Here is an 18,343-nt window from a genome sequence, read left to right as displayed (position 1 = left end):
AAGCTATTTTCGGTTCGCGATTATGGGTAGGAATCGTACAATGTGAACAAAGCGCTAAGCTGTTAAGCCGCCTATTTGCGCAAGGGCCATTTGTCGCCTTGGCAGCTTACAGATGGAGCATTGCCTTTGGCAGTACTCTCGGCCATTTTGTTGTCATCGTAGAAGATGCGGCAGGTAATGAAACTGGCCGAAGCGGATGCTGCCGCTGAAATTTCAGCGGACTTGAAGTTGAATGGTTTATTATAGTTAACCGGGAGCTCAAGAATATAGGGAAGCGCTATGTCGGCTTCTTCTCGCGAGTCAGTACCGTCACGTGTTGTCAATTTGACAGAGACACGTTCCGCAGTAGGTGCATCACTCTCAATGACGTACTTCACGGTACCGCTTTTGGTCGCGGAGCTGCTCCTGTCCCCTGGCCAACCGCTGCATCCAAGCAGTGAGATCGCCATCATAATCGTAATACTCCACCTTGCCGCATAGCCAATCCTATACATCGCTTTAGTCATACACGCTGAATTTCTCATAAAATCAGTCCTTTCAGGAAATAATCGGCTAGTCGATATCGCATCTATTCCCTTCAGGTAATTTGTGATGGACCACTATTAAGTGTCAGCAGTCATCCGTTTTCAATGGACAGGCGCTTTTTTGGGCCAAATAAAATAGGCGATGGCGATTAACAGATCGATGCCCAATATCCGTGTCCACCAGTGTATCGTACTCGTTAGCGCTGCACTTCTTTCCGGCTCCTGAACGAGGTATGTGAGTCCGAACAGACAGGCTATGCCAATTGCGTAGGCAAGAACATGCTTAAGCCAGCTCTTCAAATATTGCCGCGCATAGTCATAGCCATATCGTCTCATCGGTTTATCGCCTTGCTTGACGATATAGTAGCGGAATCGTTCATCTGCCCACGCAATTATGCTCTTGCCGAACACGATGGATACACCGATATATACAGCAGAAATCGCATGCGCGGATGTTGCAACAGCACCACGATACAGGTCAAGGCCTGTAATGGCAAGCAAGACTACATCAATTAGTGGAGTAAGCGCAAGCAGAAGGAATCCTAATCGTTCCTTGCGCAGCAGGTACCGTGTTATCAAACCTGTTACGATAACAACCCAGAAAGCAATCTCGCATGCGACAATCATCCAGGCAACAAAATTCATAAGACCCCCCATAATACAGCTGTATTATTTTAATCGAGAAAAGTATATCACCTGCGCCAATATAATACAACTGTATTATCTCATTGTGTGCAAGGGGAAGCTTTGCTACAATGGAAACATGACGAAAATCGTAGATCATGATCAAAGAAGATTACTTATTGCCGAGGCGGCTTTACGTGTCATAAGACAGATGGGCATGAAAGGAGCGACCGTTCGAAATGTTGCCCGTGAATCGGGATTGTCGCTTGGCGCTTTGCGACATTATTTCTCAACGCAAGATGACCTGATCGACTACTCTATGAGGCTGGTCAAGGAGCGAGCGACTGCCCGTGTTACGGAGCTGATCAACTTAGACATACCGCTGTTTCAAAAGGTGCTGCGAATATTGCTGGAGCTATTGCCTACAGATGACAACAAGCTGGCGGAAATGGAGGTGTGGTTCGCATTCACAGCCCATTATAGAAGCAACGGCACTGTATTTGACGCGCAGCACGATGGTATTCTGGATCTGGTGGGACGTATGGTTCGCAGCATGAAGGAGTCAGGAGTACTACGACCTGAGCTTGACTGTGAACTGGAGATAGAACGGTTATACGCTCTCATTGATGGCATAGCGCTGCACGCATTTCTGGATACGAAACGAGTAAGTTATGAGCAAATTGAAAACTTGGTTGCTTATCATATGAAATCTATCTGTACGGAAGAGTCCTTCTCATAATGGATTAAGAAAAACGCCTAGCGGCGTCCCGCTCTCTTGCTGCGCACGCCCCCTTTTCGGCACTCTAGTGTAGGATTCCTACACTATTTCAGCTCGCAAGCCCCTTCTCGGCACTCTAGTGTAGGATTCCTACACTATTTCAGCTCGCAAGCCCCTTCTCGGCACTCTAGTGTAGGATTCCTACACTATTTCAGCTCGCAAGCCCCTTTTCGGCGCTCCAGTGTAGGATTCATACACTATTTCAGCTCGCAAGCCCCTTTTCGGCACTCTAGTGTAGGATTCCTACACTATTTCAGCTCGCACAAGTCGTTCCTCTTGCTTCTGTTATTCAACTTGAACTTTATAATTTATATCATTAAAAATAAAAACCCTGCCCGGATGAAGAGACGAAACGCCTCCTTCATCCGGCAGGGTCTATGTGCAGCCTTAGAACTGCCAATGCGAATCTGAAGCAGCTTACTTAAAGTACTTCACGCGATCTTCAAGCGGCTTGAATTCCTTCACGCCAGCTGGCGCTACCGGCTTGCCGAAAGGCATTTGCGCGATCAGCTTCCAGTTGGCCGGGATGCTCCATTCCGCTTTCACCGCATCGTCAATGAGTGGATTATAGTGCTGCAGCGTTGCGCCGTAGCCCTCCAGCTCCAGAGCCGTCCACACCACGAATTGATGCATGCCGCTGGATTGCTGCGACCAGATCGGGAAGTTGTCGGCATAGAGAGCGAACTGCTCCTGCAATCCCTTCACGACATCCTCGTCCTCGAAGAACAGCACTGTGCCGTATCCCGCACCGAACATATCCATCTTCTGCTGTGTCGATTCGAAATTATCCGCAGGCACAATTGCCTTCAACGCATCCGTTGTCATGCTCCACAACTTCTTGTGATGGTCGCCCAGCAGAACTACGACGCGAGCGGTCTGCGAGTTGAACGCAGATGGCGTATGCTTGACGGCATGATTAATGATTTCATGAAGCTTCTCATCCGAGATAACCTGCTCATTGCTAATCGCGTATATCGAACGTCTTCCTTCTACCGCTGTGTAAAAATCTTTTTGCTTCTCCATTACTAAAAATCCCTCCATCAAAATGTATTATTGTACGGATAACTTGATCGCGATACGCCATGGGCTGCTTGCCATCCAACCGTCCCCGTCCCCGAACGGCTCCACATGGACATCCATGCGCTGCAACCGCTCGACGGTTTCCTTCAGCGCCGCATCATCCGGGAACAAAATCGTAAAGGAAGAAATGCCCGTCGCATGGTCCGGAACAGGCGGTGCATGCACGCCTGCCCAAATATTCAATCCGAGATGGTGATGGTAGCCGCCCGCCGCAACGAACAGAGCACCCATGCTTCTCATCATGTCCGCTTCTACGGAAAAGCCAACTGCGTCACAGAAGTAGCGTCGCGCCTCAGCCATATCTCCCACATGAAGATGGACATGGCCGATCGTCGTGCCGGAAGGAAGTCCTTCCCACTGTTGCCCATTCGCCTCTTCCAATAAGCTTTCCCAATGAATCGGATCCGTACCCATCTTCAGACCGCCTTGATCGTCATATTTCCATTCGGATCTCGGCCTGTCGCGATAAATTTCAATGCCGTTGTGATCCGGGTCCGACAAGTACAGCGCCTCGCTAACGGCATGATCCGCCTGGCCAATGGCGACGCCTCGCTCCATCAGATGCCGCGCCGTCACCGCGAGATGCTTCCGGTCAGGCAGCAATATGGCGAAGTGATACAAGCCGCTGAACGATCTGGGAGGCGTTACGGTTGCGTTCGGAACGGCTTGCAATACGACTAACGTTTTCCGGCCATCTGCCGTCAGCCGGACACTGTCCGCATCCTGTTGCAACACCTGAAGACCGATAATGTCCTTATAGAATTGAATTGAGCGCTGCAGATCGCTTACCCTCAGTTCAACCTCGCCCAACGCAATTCCGGGATGCAGCTTAGCCGACACGATTCATCACCTCAAACCTAAATTTAATGTTACTTACTATTTGTAATTAAGTATATATTCAAATACAACTATCGTCAAGTATGTTGTTGAACTTTTTTAAAAAGAAAAAAAGCGCCACACCGCATCATGCGATTAGACGCTTCACATCTAGCATGCTCTGAATTGAAATCCATCATGCAACGCTAACTTTCTCCACTATATTCCCTTCCTTCACCTCAGACATATGATCCTGCTAATCACATTTAAGGTTGCAGGGTAACAGGCTTCCCCGTTCACGTTTCGGCCATTACGTTCGCCGTTCGATTTCGGATGCTCCATTCGATTTCGGATGCTCCATTCGATTTCGAATGCTCCGTTTGCCGCTTTTACGGTTGTCATCGAGCTTATTGCAGCTCAAATCCCACTTTTTTGCTGTAACGGGCGCCATGAAGCCTATTTCTCGCCGTGATGCCCGACAGTGCATTTTCCGGGCTTCATAAGCTCCAAGGCACCCGTTAGCCAGTAAATACGCCCATTTCGAGCCAATTAAGCGCTGTGGCAACCGTTCCGCCCCTGCGCCACTTCCCATTCCACCTTAGTTGCCTACAGTTGGGACTAGAGCAGCATTTCCATAACAATAAAAAAAACGCCAAGCCCCCGAATCGAAAGGGCTTAGCGTTGAAATATGCTTTGCTACTATAACAAAAGACCTATCCCGACGCAATGACCATCTGCGACACTTGCTTCTCCCATGAATCGGAACCGCTCAGCTCGACCTTCAAGTAGCCGCTCCCTGCCGGCAGCAGGTGCTGAGGCGCGTATATCTTCCTGTACCACTGGCTGCCCATATGAACGCCGGGCGTACTCACATGCGTGACGGGCGTCCAACTCACTCCGTCCGGCGACGTATAGAACGCGACTCCATTCCAGTTGTTGTAATGATATAATGTTGCGCGGAAGTCTCGCATATCGGGTATCGCATAGATGAAGCTCTCCGTTCCGGAAGCCGACCGCTTCACTCTCGAAGTATCCCCGCTGAAGTATTGGCTGTTCGTGGCATCCAGCATAAGACCGCTAGTATGCGAGCTTGTATAATTCCAGTTATCCAGCGGATCGGTCAGCGTCGTGAGCGGAGCAGGGGCGGGGGAGCCGTTCTGGCCGACAAATGTCACTACGCTGCGCGGAGGAATCAGCGTCTCGAAGCTGCCGCCGGACATCAGCACGGGGTTGCCTTCGGCAAGGCTTACGCTCGCATTCGTCGTATACGGGGTGAGACTGCCTGCCGCGAAGCCGCTTGGCGTCATGTTCAGCTCGGCTGTCGTATCGCTGTCATTGATGGCGACGATCGTGAATTCGCCTGTAGCCGGATTGCGGTAAGCCGAGGTGAACAGCCCGCTCTTGGGATTGGCCGGCATGCCGATGCGCTCATAACCCGGCCTGATGAACTTGCTGTAATTGCCGATTGCATAGAACCTCTTGGTCAAGTTGTATGTGCTGTCATTCAGATTCACATTAATAAGGCCCTCATCGTTGTCGCCCGGTATCGCGCCGGTCCAGTACAGCCACGCATTCACGCCTGTGCGGGTCAGGAACGTATGCATCTGACGGGCGAATTTCAGTCCGGAAGTGATGCCGGGGTCATAATTGTTCACATGGGACACTTCCGTCATCCATACCTTCTTGCCGTAGGAGACCGCTGTATCGAACGGATCAGGCGGCATCTCCACGTTCAGGATCGGAATCGGATAATTATGCCCTGCCACAATATCGATGCGCTCTTCCGAGCCGGTATCGTTCAGCGCATCCTTGATCAGATCCTCCGACCACCATGAGGACTCGCCGGCGATCACCTTCGTATCCTGAACGCCTTCTGCGATCATCGCTGCTTTCAGATGATTTTTAATAAAGACCATGAAGTGAGTCGAATTCCATTCGCTGGAGTCCCAGGACAGGAACGTCATGGAATTGGGCTCGTTCGCTATCGAGACGGCATACAGATCGATGCCGTATTGCTGCTCGTACTCCTTAATGAATTTCGCCATCAGCGCCGCATAATCGTCGTAATTCTCCGTCTTCAGGAATCCGCCGTTCGTGGTGGAATTATTCGTCTTCATCCAGGCGGGAGGACTCCACGTTGTCGTCATGATCTTATCTACTCCTCTGGCTGCGGCTTGCTGCATAATCCACACTTGATCGGGACGCGCACCGAAGTCGTACTGGCCTGGAGCCGGGTTGAATGCTGCGAACAATTCCCCTCTGAAGATCGACAGACCGATGCCGGTGTCCTCCCGGAACAAGTGATCCATCACCTCACTCCGCTCCGGTTCATTCAAGTCGTAGATCGCATTCGACCAATCCGCCTGCGACACGCCGAAGCCGTCAATCTCCTGCAACACATCGTTCCAATCGATTGTGACATTCGTTGCGGCATGCGCTTGCTGGCCCCCATGCGAGCCCATAAACAGCGCGCACGCAAGTACTCCTCCTGCCATTCCTCTTCTCAGCTTTGCTGTCAACACTGGCATTCCACCTTTCCCGTTCCATATTGGGATGTAGCCATGACAAAGTCTGAACCTGACCTATATGTACCATAGCGGGAAGAGAAGCGGTATAGAGACAATTGCATAGCTGAACCACATCGCGAGCGAGTACCAATGTGCAATGGACAATCATTATGAATAATTGTACATTGACAGCGATTGCCCTCCATTCGCTCGTCAGAAAGAGTCCCGCAACAGCAGAAAGCCGCCCTGCACATCGCCATAGCGATTATGACAGGACGGCTTCCATGAGAAGGACCGATTTACTCTGATAGTGACGAAATCCGCAGCCGGGTAGCTTCTACGAATTTGCATGCAAGCCGGGGAGCAAGCTTGGCCAATCCCGGAAGGAGCCGCGAAGCGGCCGGATGGCGCAGCATGCCTTCGACAGCCTTGCCCCACCTCAGCGGGCCGCTGAATTGCGAACTGATTGCCCGGGTATACGCCATGCGCCATTGCTCATACGTCCATTCCCCCGCCAGATAGCGATGAGCGTATGCAGCGCATAGCTGCGCCGATCGCAAGCCCATCGACATGCCGTCGCCGCATAGCGGAGGAATGCGTCCAATGGCGTCTCCAATATGGGGAATGTTGCGCCATGGCGCGGGATGCTTGCCAATCCGAACCGGGGCGACTGCCGCTTCCGTTCCCTGAACAAGCTGAGCGTCCCGCATTCGTCTCTGCAAAGCGGCATTCCGGCTTGCAGCCTCCTTAAGCATTCCCTCAACAGTAGTATGACTTCGCGGGATGTCCTCTCTGTCCAGCAGTGCCGCCACATTGCATCGTCCGCATTCGATTCCGTTAATGCCCAGATAGCCTCCCGGGAAGAAGTACAGCTCCACCGCATCACCCGGCGAGTCTGTACTTCGAGGCCATACAAAATGCGACTTCACCCCAACCGAGCTGCGTTCATGCGCCAAGACGGAACGCTGCTTGCGCCTGCCTCCGCCTTCGACTTGATTGTCATATCGCCCAAATAGACGCCCTTGTCCGCCAGCGCCCCAGGCAGCCACAACGATGCGGGCCGTGACCTCGATCACCTCTCCGCCTTGCCTCACATGAACAATATAGCCATGCTCATAGGGGATGACAGCCGTGACAGTCCCCCCTTGCAGAAGGAGTGCCCCTTCCGCAGCGGCATGTCGCTGCAGCGCTGCATCCAGTCTATGCCGGCTAACCCCGATAGCGGTTCCCGGCAGAGGCAGCTCAATCGGCCCGCCCCTGGCCAGAAATAATGAAATACGGGAGATGACATGCGGCTCAAGCGACTCCACCTTCTCCGTCAGCCCCATAGCCGACAGCATCAGCCGCGACTCCGGCGACAGAAATTCCCCGCATACCTTGTGCTTGGGGAAACGCTGCCTGTCCATTAGCGCCGTTGACCAGCCTTGAGCCGCGAGCATCGCCGCCATACTGCTGCCTGCTACGCCGGCGCCGAGCACCAAGGCGTCATAATCCGTCCGCATAACCGTCGCCGCCCTTCCGGATCATGACTGCGTAACGGAACAGGGGGCGCCAGCAATAGCGGAGTTCCCCTTCCCCAGCCGCATTCTCAAGAGAATGCCAGTCAGAGGAGCGGAAGCCCTTGGCCACCGATAGCGGGCCGTCATGACGAATGTAGCGGTTGCGCGACAGCAGGCGCGCAGCCAGCCATACGGCAATCCAAGCCAGCCAGTGCCGGTGAATATCGTTAATAACCACGCCATAACGCGATGCACGCACCATGCTGCCGACCACTTCATGAAGCCGCTCGCCCTGGAAGTGATGGAGGAACTGCGTACCGGTCACGATATCGGCACAGCCTCCAGGGAGCTTCAGCACATCGCCCCTTCTTACTTCCACACGAGGCTCGTCCTTGTAATACAGAGCGGCTTCCTCGCATGCCTCTTCCGTCACATCCAATAGCATAATGCGCATTCGTACCCCATGCTCGGCGCCCCAGCCCAGCAATCGCCGATTCACATCGCCCGATCCGGCGCCTACATCCAGTATGGACAGCTCGTCGGGACAGCCGGCTTTCCGCCATAGCCGATTCACGCCATACAGTGTAGGCGCTGATGCGGCGAACAGCTTGTTCAATCTGCGAAGATGAGCATGGGCCTCCCGCAGTTCCTCCCCCCCGCTTGCGAGATCATCCATCAGCTCATCGGCCTCGGCGCGATGGCGAAGCCATGGCCCCTCAAGCATAGCTGCCCTCCCGGCAATCGGCGGAGGCAGCAGCATTGCGATCAGCGGAAGCCGGAGCATATGAGATCTCCAGCAGCTCGGCCGTAATGCCGGGTCCGAAGGCGAGCGCCAGCCCGCTCCGCCGCTGCGGCGCGTCGTGCGACCGAAGCTGCCTTCTCATCTCGGCAAGCACGAACAGAATTGTAGCCGAAGACATATTGCCGTAATGACGCAGAATAGAGCGACTGGCAGAAGTCTGCTCGTCACTCAGTTGGAATACGTCCTGCAGGTTGTCCACGATTCCCTTCCCTCCCGGATGAATCGCCCACAGCTCGGGAAGGGCGGCGCCTTGAGCTTGCGCCCCGATCAGCCGCTCCACCTCGCCAGGAATAATCCGGCCAATCAGCCCCGGGATCGAGGGAGACAAGTAGAGATCGAAGCCGCGATCGCCTACTTCCCATACCATCTCGTCCCGGCAATCCGGCAGCAGCACGGTATGCTCCTTGCCCAGCAGGAAGCAATCCCCGCTCTCTGCATCCACTTCGCCCACTACGCAAGCGGAGGCGCCATCGCCGAAGAAGGAAGCGCCGTACAGCTCTTCCTTGCCGCCCGAAGGCTGGATGTGAAGCGTGCACAGCTCTACGCAGACGATTAAGGCATGTGCGTCCGATCGCCCTTCCATGAGTTGTCTGGCCACGCACACCGCCTTCAACCCCGCCGCACAGCCAAGGAATGTTAACGGAATTCTCGTCACATTCGTACTCAGCCCCAGCTCCCAGACGAGCGACGCATCGAGGCCGGGCAGGAACTGCCCCGTGCAGCTGACTGTAATCAGATGCGTAATATCGCCGGGAGCCAATCCGCTGTCCTGCAGAGCGGAACGCGCAGCTTCCACGCCTAACGGCACGGAAGCCTCCTTGTATAGCGACATGCGCTCGGCCGTCGTCGGCACAGTCCCCTGCGAATCCTTGCTGGGGAAGTAGCGGCAGGTCTCTGCCGGCTCCAACAGATTCGGCTCGCATGTATAACGGGTCTGAACCCCGCATTGCTTGAATATGCGCTTCGCCCAGCGCGCCGAATGCTGCTCGCCTGCGCGGGACAATGCTTCCGTCAATCTGGCGGAGGTGTCCTCCTGATCCATTCTGGCGAACGGCACTGCGGTGCCTATCCCCTTAATGGCCGTTCCCTTCATCCGCTCTTCCGTCAGTTTCCTCTCTATCATCGCCAGCATCCCTCTTCCTGCGAATTCTCGCTCAAGGCAAGATCGAGACAAGCCTCTAGCTACCACCAGTCTATTCGCGAGAAACTGGAATTATGAGCGCCTGCAACAGAAGAAAGCCGTCCTGCATCGCCATTGCGATCGTGACAGGACGGCTTCCCGATTATACATCCACGTAATCTACCTTGCGGAAGGAGAAATAAGTAAGCAATATACCCAATATACCCAGCGATAACGGCACCGCGATAATTTGGCTCAAGCTGAACCCGTTGCTGTTGGAGACGACAACTGCGACGATCAAGATGGACGAGACGACGGTCGTGGCCACCGATTTGGAACGCATGCCGAAGGCAAGCGGCAGCAAACTCATCCCTGCGGCGCCGAACGATTGCATCAGCACGTTCAAGCCCTGCTTCTGCAGCAGCTCGGTCGTCACCACATCGTCCACATAACCGACATTTGTGTTCACGGCGACGACCAGCGCTCCAAGCAACACATTGAGAATAATAAGATTCACGAACGTCCAGCTGAACACCATCGCCAGCTTCGCGAATATGATCTTTTTGCGGCTAATGGGATAAGCGAACATCAGCGTCATCGTCTTGTCCCGGAATTCGGAGATGATCAGCTTGGACAGCATGACGGAAGCGTACACGATGAACGTCGCACGCCCGATCGTATCGACGAGACTGAACATATCCCCATAGCTGGTAAATACCGGTTCATCCCCGCTGGGCGCCTCCACAAAGTACATCAAGAAGAAGAAGGCCGCAATGAGCGCGTAAGCGATGAGCGATCCCCACACATAACTGATCATCTTGCCCTTCTTAAGCTCCAGCTTGATAAGATGCAGCATGCTGATCGCCCCCTTTAATCAGAGAGATGAAGTATTCTTCCAACGTATGCGCCTTCCGGTCGATGGAAGTAATCGACACATCGTTCATGATGAGCGCCTTGGACAGCTCCTCCTGCGTCCCCTTCCAGTCATAGATGCGCAGCATGCGCTCGCCCATCACCTTGAAGTTGCGGATGCCGAGCGTTTCCTCCAATACATATACAGCCTTCCGCACGTCCGGCGTCGTCAGTTCCACATAATCGGGTCTCGATCCCCGAATCTCGTCCATCGTCACTTCCTTCACCAGCCGCCCGCGGTTAATGACCCCGATCTTGTCGGCCACCTGTTCAATCTCGGATAAAATATGGCTGGAAATGAGCAGCGTCATCCCGTATTCATCGCGCAGCCTGCGGAACAGTGTCCGCATCTCCGCAATGCCGGACGGGTCCAGACCGTTAATGGGCTCATCCAGCAGCAGCAGCTCCGGACGGGTCGATATCGCTCTGGCGATGCCCAGCCGCTGCTTCATCCCGAGCGAGAATTGCTTCACCGGCTTGTTCTCGACGCCATGGAGCTGTACCAGCTCCAGCGCTTCCTTCATCATCGCCTTATTGTAGCTGCCCATATACTCGCCGTGCAGCTCCAGATTCTGCTCCGCCGTCAACTTCTCATAGAAGATGGGATTCTCGATCATATGGCCGATCCGCTTCAACGGTTCAATGTCGCCGGGCAGCAGACGCTCCCCGAACAGCTCAATTTCACCGCCAGTTGGCTTTACCAGATTCAGAAGCATCTTCATAATCGTGGATTTGCCGGCGCCGTTAGGACCCAGGAATCCGTAGATTTCTCCGCTTTGTATATGCATCGTGACGTTGCTCACCACATCCGCCGATCCGTAGGTTTTACTTATCAGCCTCGTTCGAATGACATCCGACATGCTATGGCCTCCCTTTGTTTCATCGCTATATTGCCATTGTAAGGCCCACCGTTCTCTTTTTTGTTTCGGGAATCTTACTTATTTCTTAAGCAGCCCCTTCATCCGGGGAATAACGACGGTGAAGGTGGTCTGTACCCCCGGCTCGCTGGCCAGCTCGATGCATCCCTTCATCCGCTCCGCCAGCCGCTTCGTAATGGTCAGCCCCAGCCCGCTCCCCTGGAAATTGCGGTTGCGCGAATCGTCCAGCGTATACAACCGCTCGAACACCCGGTCCAGATCGGACTCCTGAATGCCTCTGCCGCGATCCGTCACCTCGATACGCACCTCTTCGCCCGTCAGCTTGACGAGCAGCCCGATATAGCTGCCGTCCGCACCGTATCGAACGGCATTGGAGATAAGATTGTCCAGAATGCGAAGCAGCGCTTCTTCATTGCCGTATACATAGGCCGCCTCATCCGGAATGCCGACATCGACGGTGAAGCCGCGCGACGTCAACAGCTCGTAATAAGCCAGTATGCTGCGCCGGCACAGCTCGGACACCTCCAGACGCTTCAGCTCCAGTACGCTGTCCTCCGCTTCCAGCTTGGCGAGATCGAAGAACTGCTCCATCAGCGTCAGCACTTCCAACGTCTTCTCATGCACCTTGCCAAGCAAGCGGCTGCGCTCCTCATCCGTCAGATTCGCCTGCTGATGCAGCATCTCCGCATACCCCATGACGACGGTTAGCGGCGTCTTCAGGTCGTGGGATACGTTCGCCAGCATTTTGCGCATCGCTTGCTCGGTCTTCCTGTAGTCCGATTGCGACCGCCTCGCTCTCTCCTGGAGCTCGTTGACCGCCCGCAGCAGCTCTCTCAGCTCCTTGTCGGATGCAATCAGTCGAAGCCTTTCCCCGGAGCCGTCCCCCCTCTTCGCAATCTCGTCAAGCTTCCCTGTCATATAAGTGACGCTTCGGCTTAGCCGGCGGTTGCGCAGCCATTCCCGCCCATAAAGAAACAGCAGTACAACACTTGGGCCAATCCATAGCCAAGTCATACTACTGTTCCCCCAATTTATAGCCAATGCCCCACAGTGTCTTGATATAACGGGGATTGGACGGATCATCCTCAATCTTCTCGCGCAGCCGTCTCATATGCACGTTAATGACATTCTCATCGCCGTAGTAGGAATCTCCCCATACCAGCTCATAGAGCATCGCTTTCGTATAGACGCGCGTCGGATGCTGCACGAACAGCTTCAGAATGTTGAATTCCTTCGCCGTCAGCTTCAGCTCCTCGCCCCGCTTCTTCACGGAGAAATTAGGCGGATCGACATGAAGCTCGCCTACTACGAGCGCTTCCGTCTCTCCGCCTTCGCTCTCTCGGACCGCCGTCGCATCGGCCGCATATTGGGTCGCCCTGCGAATCGACGCCTCCACACGTGCGGCGAGCTCCAGCAGGGAGAACGGCTTGGCAATGTAATCGTCGGCGCCGAATCGCAGCCCAAGCGCCTTGTCCACCTCGCCATCCTTGGCGGACAGAATGAGGATCGGCACGCGGCTGGTGCTGCGGAACTGCTGAAGCAGCTCCAGCCCGCTTATGCCGGGAAGCATCAGATCCAGCAGCACCAGATCGTACGCGCCTTCGCGGAATCGCTCCAGCGCAGCCGTCCCGCTCTCCGCCAGCGTAATATGATAGCCTTCCTTCTGCAAGTAATCGGACACCATCTCGCTGATCGAGGCATCATCCTCGATCAGCAGTATGTTCCCCCGCATGGCCGTTATTCCCCCTGCTCCGTCGGTCTGGCCATCAGCAGCAGCACCGTTATCACAATAAAGCCGATCAGCGCCAGGAACGGTATAGTAATGAATCCCAGCCAGTTAATATAGGCGACATCGCAAGGAACGCCTTGCGCACATGGCTTAATGGCGGCAAAACCCGGTATTTTCTGCTCCATATAATGAAAGGTGGAGACGAAAATGCCCAGTATAGACAACGGCAGCGCATACTTGCGAATGGAGTGCTCGCCGTGGAAGGCGGCAATGCCCAATATGATGCTGAGCGGGTACATCAGAATGCGCTGATACCAGCACATCTCGCATGGAATAAACCCTCTGACCTCACTGAAATACAAGCTGCCAAGCGTGGCGACTACCGCCACCAGCCAAGCCAGATTCAATGCGTTCCTTCTCATTCGTTCGCTCCCCTACTTGAGCTCTGACTCGATAGCCGCCTGGATGGCCGCGTAGTCAAGCGGATTGGCAATCATCTTATCGTTCACCATAATCGTTGGCGTCAACTGCACATTGAATTTATTCACAAGCGAAATGTCCTGATTGACAGCGTCCGCCGTCGCATCCGCCTTGATTGTGTCGAGGAATTTCTGCTCGTCCAGCTCCGGTATGGCCGCCTTCGCAATCTCCAGCATGCTATCCTCGGATACCCATGTATCGTCATGATTCTGCGGCTGTGCGTCGTACAGCGCCTTGTGGAACGTCCAGTACTGGTCCGGATGCAGCTGCAGGATCGTCTCGCTGGCAAGCGAAGCCATGCGTGACTCTTCCCCGTGGAACAGCACGTTCACATGCGAGAATTTCACTTTGCCCGTATCAACGAACTCCTTCTTCAGCTCCGGCCACAGAGATTCGCCCCAAGCTTTGCATGTCGGGCACTTGAAGTCTCCGAATTCCACGACCGTCACAGCCGCATTCTCGTCTCCCATCACCGGCTGGCCTTCGATGGACGGCGCTTCGCCCATCTTCTTGTCGGTATTCTCCTTCTTCTCCTGAAGCTGGTTCACTGCGAATAATGCGACGATTAATGCGACTACTATCGCTGTATAGACAACGAAGGAGCGCGATCCTTTCTTCTTCTTGTTCATGATCCACCTCTTCAATAAAGTTAGTATCTGTACAAATCGTAACATATGACGACTCATTGCTCCATAGCCGCCTTGGGGGAAATCGCACAATTTGTTCAAAATTCACGATTAATTGAAGCCCCCCATCAAAATTGGGTTTGACATCCTGCGATAAAAAACATATTATATGAACAAATATTCATATGTTGGTAAGGAGTGACTGTCACCATGAGCGCCGACGTGAAGGAATATCGCGTGCAAGGATTGACGTGCGGGCACTGCGCAGGGAAGATGGAGCAGGAAATTAAGAAGCTTCCAGGCGGAGAAGACGCTCGACTTAGTTACAACAGCGGCATATTGTCCGTCCATTCAACCGTCTCGATGCCTGAGGTGGAGAAGATATTGAAAGAAGAAGGCGCCTCGCTCGACATGAGCGGCGAATCCGGCGAATCCGGACACGAGACACCCAGTACGGCAGACGGTGGAAGACATAGGCGAATGTTCGCTATCGTTGCCTTCTCCGCCGCGCTTTATGCGGCAGCTCTTCTATGGAGCGACGAATTGGCTCCTTGGGCCGGGCTGACGCTCTACCTCATCCCTATGGCGCTCAGCGGCTATGTAACGTTCATGAAGGGGCTTCGCAATATTTTCAAATGGAAATTTACGATGGATACGCTCATGACGGTTGCGCTGATCGGGGCTGTCGCGATAGGAGAATGGAAGGAAGCGACGCTGGTCGCCATCCTGTTCGGCTTGAACGAATGGCTGGAGGGGCAGGGCATGGAGAAGGCTCGCCGTTCTATGGAAGCCCTGCTGCAAGTCGCGCCGAAGGAAGCGGTCCGCCTGGTGAAGGGACAGGAAGTCGTGGTACCCATCGAGACGCTGCGGGCGGGAGATATCGTCGTCATCAAGCCCGGAACCAAGATCCCGTCCGACGGCACCATTATCGAGGGAAGGAGCTCCGTGAACGAAGCGGCGATTACCGGCGAATCGATGCCCGTCGACAAGGAGGAGGGCTCCTCTGTCTACGGAGGGAGCGTGAATAACGAGGGACTGCTGCACATTGAGATCGACAAGGCCTACAAGGATTCCTCCCTGGCGCGTATCCTCCATCTCGTGCGCGAAGCGCAGGAGACGAAGACGCCGACGGAGCTGTTCATCAACCGCTTCGCGCAATACTACACCCCTGTTATCATGGTTATCTCCGCCCTAGTTACGGTGCTGCCTCCCCTGCTGTTGCAGCAGGAGTGGCAGACGTGGCTGTATCAAGGGCTGGCGGTGCTCATCGTCGGCTGCCCCTGCGCGCTTATACTGGCCTCGCCGATCGCCATTGTATCCGGCATCTCGCGCAATGCGCGTGGCGGCATACTGGTGAAGGGCGGCGTCTATCTGGAGCAGCTCGGCAAGCTCGACACGCTGGCCTTCGACAAGACCGGCACGCTGACCAAGGGCGAGCCGCATGTCGCACAGCTCGAAATCTATGACGAAGAGCGCTTCTTGACCGCGGCGGGAGCGATGGAGCACGGCTCCTCCCACCCTCTGGCGAAGGCGATTATGAAGGAAGTGCTGAGCCGAGGCACAGCTGTGAAGAAGACGGATTCGCTGCAGACAGTAACAGGGAAAGGACTGGAAGCCCTGATCGACGGGCAGCGCTACTGGCTCGGCAATGAGTCTTGCATCGCTCATCTTGCCGTACCCGCCCATGTGCAGTCGCGGATCGACGAGATGAAGGCGGACGGTCTCACGATTGTCATTGGAGCCGATGAGCATAAGGTGCTTGGCTTATTCGGCATACAGGATGAAATAAGGGAAGAGAGCGCAGCCGTCATGTCCGCTCTGCACGCTCTGGGCATTAAGCGTACCGTCATGCTGACGGGCGACCACCCCCGAACGGCCGAGAAGGTGGCAGCCGCTGTCGGCGTATCCGCATTCGAAGGCGGACTGCTTCCGGAGGATAAAGTGCGCCGCGTGAAGGAGCTGACCGCAGACGGCCAAGTGGGCATGGTCGGCGACGGCATTAACGACGCGCCCGCGCTGGCGTCCGCCCAGCTTGGAATCGCCATGGGCAAGGGCACGGACAGCGCGATCGAGACTGCAGATATCGTGCTAATGCAGGATCATCTGGGCAAGCTGCCAAGCGCCATCCGAACGGCGCGCAGCGTGAACCGGATCATCCGCTTTAATATCTTCGTCGCTCTGGGCTTGAAGATTTTCGCGCTCCTGCTGACGATTCCCGGCTGGCTGACGTTATGGATCGCCATCCTGTCGGATATGGGCGCGACAGTATTCGTCACGCTCGTCAGCTTGACGCTGCTCCTGCCGCGCAAGGAGGAGGACTTAGCAGCGGCGCGCGCGAACTCGCCGATTCCTTCAACTAGTAAATAACTAATGCGGTGTATCATTAGCGACATGAAGGCGACCGGAGTCGGTCGCCTTCATGTCTTGCATTGTATGAACCCTCCTGCCCAAAACGAAATATCGTACAAAGCGTCCTCCCCGCGAGTCAAAGAGGCAACGTTTGTACGATTAATCGTATAAATCTCATGCTCACCGAGCGCTTCACGCCACTTTTATACGAAAAATCATACAAAACTCCTACTACCCGGGTGCTTCACGCCACTTTTATACGAAAAATCATACAAAACTCCTGCTACCCGGTGCTTCACGCCACTTTTATACGAAAAATCATACAAAACTCCTGCTACCTGGGTGCTTCACGCCACTTTTATACGAAAAATCATACAAAACTCCTGCTACCGGGGTGCTTCACGCCACTTTTATACGAAAAATCATACAAAACTCCTGCTACCCGGGTGCTTCTCGCCACTTTTATACGAAAAATCATACAAAACTCCTGCTACCCGGGTGCTTCTCGCCACTTTTATACGAAAAATCATACAAAACTCCTGCTACCCGGGTGCTTCTCGCCACTTTTTATACGAAAAATCATACAAAACTCCTGCTACCTGGGCGCTTCACGCCACTTTTATACGAAAAATCATACAAAACTCCTGCTACCCGGGTGCTTCACGCCACTTTTATACGAAAACAACCATGACCTACAAAGGCACTCGGTTCTACCGGTTCTCTCGCTTCTCGCTAATCTGAGCTAGAAGAAGCCGGCGCGAGCTATGCCCGCGCCGACTATTCACCCTATTCCGCCAGTCCGCTGAGATAACGATAGCTGATGGCCAGACTTTCGAACGGATCGCCGGGACATACGTCCTGCTCGACGACATACCACTCCACTCCCGTCTCGCGGCAAGCCTTCAGAATCTCACGGAAATTCATGTTCCCTTCACCAATCTCAGCGAACACCTGCTTATTATCGACAATGGCCATATCCTTCAGATGAATGACGCCCATGCGCCCTTTCACCCCATAGATTGCTTCAACGGGATTGGCGCCGCCCGCCTGCACCCAATACGTGTCCAGCTCAAACCCGAAGGCGCCGGGATCGCTCTCTTCACGGAGAATATCCATCGCCGTTCTCCCCGCATACTTTTGATATTCAAATGCATGATTGTGATAAATAAACTGCAAGCCTTGCTCCTTCAGCTTCCTTGCCTGCTCGCTTGCCTCGTGCGCGAACCTGACATAACCCTCTTCCCCTTCGCGATATGGCACCGGTATGCCGCCTATACCTACGTAGCTGCACCCCCACAGCTTATGCTTTTCCACTGTTGCCTCGAAGCTGTCCCGAATCTCATCGAAGCTGACATGGGTAGCGCATATGCTGACTCCCGCATCATCTGCGGCACGCTTCACCACCTCGGGTGCAATGGGGCCAATTCCCGATACCTGTACCGTCTCGTATCCGATTTCCCTTACTTTATGAAGCGTTCGCTTCAACCCCTCTTCATCCTTGCAATAATCTCTAAGCGTGTACAATTGAGCGCCGATCGTCGATTTTTCCATCGTTTCCCGCCTCGCTTCTCACATAATTAGTAGATAGCATTTAACCTCCCAAGTATAGCAAATGACGC

At 54.3% G+C, this 18,343-nt stretch carries 17 protein-coding genes; 2 read left to right on the top strand and 15 right to left on the bottom strand.

Features of this window, described 5'->3' with window-relative positions; all coding sequences use genetic code 11:
• Positions 1–71 precede the first annotated feature (71 nt).
• Positions 72–506 carry a hypothetical protein gene (locus M6D81_RS23700; RefSeq protein ID WP_262679629.1) on the bottom strand — a complete coding sequence of 145 codons (435 nt, stop codon included), beginning with the start codon at positions 504–506 and terminating at the stop codon, positions 72–74.
• Positions 507–626: 120 nt separating this feature from the next.
• Entirely contained in the window at positions 627–1,169 is a 543-nt protein-coding gene (locus tag M6D81_RS23695; protein WP_262679628.1) for a hypothetical protein, read from the bottom strand.
• A 118-nt stretch (positions 1,170–1,287) separates the two neighbouring features.
• On the opposite strand from M6D81_RS23695, the gene M6D81_RS23690 reads away from it, so the two are divergent.
• Positions 1,288–1,887: a TetR/AcrR family transcriptional regulator gene (locus M6D81_RS23690; RefSeq protein ID WP_262679627.1), complete on the top strand. Its 600-nt coding sequence runs from the start codon at positions 1,288–1,290 to the stop codon at positions 1,885–1,887.
• A gap of 456 nt (positions 1,888–2,343) precedes the next feature.
• On the opposite strand, the gene M6D81_RS23685 is transcribed toward M6D81_RS23690, so the two are convergent.
• The 12 genes from M6D81_RS23685 to M6D81_RS23630 all read right to left on the bottom strand — a co-directional run bounded on the left by M6D81_RS23685 (position 2,344) and on the right by M6D81_RS23630 (position 14,378).
• Positions 2,344–2,967, bottom strand: a complete 624-nt coding sequence (locus M6D81_RS23685; protein WP_262679626.1) for a nitroreductase family protein — start codon at positions 2,965–2,967, stop codon at positions 2,344–2,346.
• 9 nt (positions 2,968–2,976) lie between these two features.
• Entirely contained in the window at positions 2,977–3,846 is an 870-nt protein-coding gene (locus M6D81_RS23680; protein WP_262679625.1) for a VOC family protein, read from the bottom strand.
• Positions 3,847–4,535: 689 nt separating this feature from the next.
• A complete protein-coding gene (locus tag M6D81_RS23675) occupies positions 4,536–6,344 on the bottom strand; it encodes a glycoside hydrolase family 30 protein (protein WP_262679624.1) in 1,809 nt (602 codons plus the stop codon).
• A 284-nt stretch (positions 6,345–6,628) separates the two neighbouring features.
• Entirely contained in the window at positions 6,629–7,831 is a 1,203-nt protein-coding gene (locus M6D81_RS23670; protein WP_262679623.1) for an NAD(P)/FAD-dependent oxidoreductase, read from the bottom strand.
• Complete coding sequence (locus tag M6D81_RS23665) at positions 7,815–8,552, bottom strand: methyltransferase domain-containing protein (protein ID WP_262679622.1); 738 nt, start codon at positions 8,550–8,552, stop codon at positions 7,815–7,817. The genes M6D81_RS23670 and M6D81_RS23665 overlap by 17 nt, the downstream gene beginning before the upstream one ends.
• Positions 8,545–9,753, bottom strand: coding sequence for a type III polyketide synthase (locus M6D81_RS23660; protein WP_262679621.1), 1,209 nt, complete (start codon positions 9,751–9,753; stop codon positions 8,545–8,547). Before M6D81_RS23660 ends, M6D81_RS23665 begins: the two co-directional genes overlap by 8 nt.
• Before the next feature lie 160 nt (positions 9,754–9,913).
• A complete protein-coding gene (locus M6D81_RS23655) occupies positions 9,914–10,606 on the bottom strand; it encodes an ABC transporter permease (RefSeq protein ID WP_262679620.1) in 693 nt (230 codons plus the stop codon).
• Positions 10,578–11,522 (bottom strand): ABC transporter ATP-binding protein, encoded by a 945-nt coding sequence (locus M6D81_RS23650; RefSeq protein ID WP_262679619.1) that lies wholly within the window; start codon positions 11,520–11,522, stop codon positions 10,578–10,580. Before M6D81_RS23650 ends, M6D81_RS23655 begins: the two co-directional genes overlap by 29 nt.
• A 78-nt stretch (positions 11,523–11,600) precedes the next feature.
• The gene (locus tag M6D81_RS23645) at positions 11,601–12,554 is read right to left on the bottom strand and encodes a sensor histidine kinase (RefSeq protein WP_262679618.1); all 954 of its coding nucleotides are present in this window, start codon (positions 12,552–12,554) and stop codon (positions 11,601–11,603) included.
• A gap of 1 nt (position 12,555) precedes the next feature.
• Positions 12,556–13,272 (bottom strand): winged helix-turn-helix domain-containing protein, encoded by a 717-nt coding sequence (locus M6D81_RS23640; RefSeq protein WP_317259163.1) that lies wholly within the window; start codon positions 13,270–13,272, stop codon positions 12,556–12,558.
• Positions 13,273–13,277: 5 nt separating this feature from the next.
• A complete protein-coding gene (locus M6D81_RS23635) occupies positions 13,278–13,691 on the bottom strand; it encodes a disulfide oxidoreductase (protein ID WP_262679617.1) in 414 nt (137 codons plus the stop codon).
• Between the two features lie 12 nt (positions 13,692–13,703).
• On the bottom strand, positions 13,704–14,378 hold the full coding sequence (locus M6D81_RS23630) for a thioredoxin domain-containing protein (RefSeq protein ID WP_262679616.1): 675 nt from the start codon (positions 14,376–14,378) through the stop codon (positions 13,704–13,706).
• Positions 14,379–14,585: 207 nt separating this feature from the next.
• Here M6D81_RS23630 and M6D81_RS23625 point away from each other — a divergent pair, with 207 nt between their 5' ends.
• Positions 14,586–16,742: a heavy metal translocating P-type ATPase gene (locus tag M6D81_RS23625; RefSeq protein WP_262679615.1), complete on the top strand. Its 2,157-nt coding sequence runs from the start codon at positions 14,586–14,588 to the stop codon at positions 16,740–16,742.
• Between the two features lie 768 nt (positions 16,743–17,510).
• Here the strand turns inward: M6D81_RS23625 and M6D81_RS23620 are convergent.
• Positions 17,511–18,275 (bottom strand): sugar phosphate isomerase/epimerase family protein, encoded by a 765-nt coding sequence (locus M6D81_RS23620; RefSeq protein ID WP_262679614.1) that lies wholly within the window; start codon positions 18,273–18,275, stop codon positions 17,511–17,513.
• Positions 18,276–18,343 lie beyond the last annotated feature (68 nt).

The sequence above is a fragment of the Paenibacillus sp. J5C2022 genome (assembly GCF_025567625.1).
Lineage (GTDB): Bacteria > Bacillota > Bacilli > Paenibacillales > Paenibacillaceae > Pristimantibacillus.
The sequence above is the reverse complement of the archived record's forward strand: the minus strand, read 5'-3'. Positions and strand labels throughout refer to the sequence as shown.

What these genes read in the sequence shown, in the direction of transcription:
- M6D81_RS23700 (WP_262679629.1), bottom strand. Translation starts at nt 506, where the DNA reads ATGACTAAAGCGATGTATAGGATTGGCTATGCGGCAAGGTGGAGTATT.
- M6D81_RS23695 (WP_262679628.1), bottom strand. Translation starts at nt 1,169, where the DNA reads ATGAATTTTGTTGCCTGGATGATTGTCGCATGCGAGATTGCTTTCTGG.
- M6D81_RS23690 (WP_262679627.1), top strand. Translation starts at nt 1,288, where the DNA reads ATGACGAAAATCGTAGATCATGATCAAAGAAGATTACTTATTGCCGAG.
- M6D81_RS23685 (WP_262679626.1), bottom strand. Translation starts at nt 2,967, where the DNA reads ATGGAGGGATTTTTAGTAATGGAGAAGCAAAAAGATTTTTACACAGCG.
- M6D81_RS23670 (WP_262679623.1), bottom strand. Translation starts at nt 7,831, where the DNA reads ATGCGGACGGATTATGACGCCTTGGTGCTCGGCGCCGGCGTAGCAGGC.
- M6D81_RS23665 (WP_262679622.1), bottom strand. Translation starts at nt 8,552, where the DNA reads ATGCTTGAGGGGCCATGGCTTCGCCATCGCGCCGAGGCCGATGAGCTG.
- M6D81_RS23660 (WP_262679621.1), bottom strand. Translation starts at nt 9,753, where the DNA reads ATGATAGAGAGGAAACTGACGGAAGAGCGGATGAAGGGAACGGCCATT.
- M6D81_RS23655 (WP_262679620.1), bottom strand. Translation starts at nt 10,606, where the DNA reads ATGCTGCATCTTATCAAGCTGGAGCTTAAGAAGGGCAAGATGATCAGT.
- M6D81_RS23650 (WP_262679619.1), bottom strand. Translation starts at nt 11,522, where the DNA reads ATGTCGGATGTCATTCGAACGAGGCTGATAAGTAAAACCTACGGATCG.
- M6D81_RS23645 (WP_262679618.1), bottom strand. Translation starts at nt 12,554, where the DNA reads ATGACTTGGCTATGGATTGGCCCAAGTGTTGTACTGCTGTTTCTTTAT.
- M6D81_RS23640 (WP_317259163.1), bottom strand. Translation starts at nt 13,272, where the DNA reads ATGCGGGGGAACATACTGCTGATCGAGGATGATGCCTCGATCAGCGAG.
- M6D81_RS23635 (WP_262679617.1), bottom strand. Translation starts at nt 13,691, where the DNA reads ATGAGAAGGAACGCATTGAATCTGGCTTGGCTGGTGGCGGTAGTCGCC.
- M6D81_RS23630 (WP_262679616.1), bottom strand. Translation starts at nt 14,378, where the DNA reads ATGAACAAGAAGAAGAAAGGATCGCGCTCCTTCGTTGTCTATACAGCG.
- M6D81_RS23625 (WP_262679615.1), top strand. Translation starts at nt 14,586, where the DNA reads ATGAGCGCCGACGTGAAGGAATATCGCGTGCAAGGATTGACGTGCGGG.
- M6D81_RS23620 (WP_262679614.1), bottom strand. Translation starts at nt 18,275, where the DNA reads ATGGAAAAATCGACGATCGGCGCTCAATTGTACACGCTTAGAGATTAT.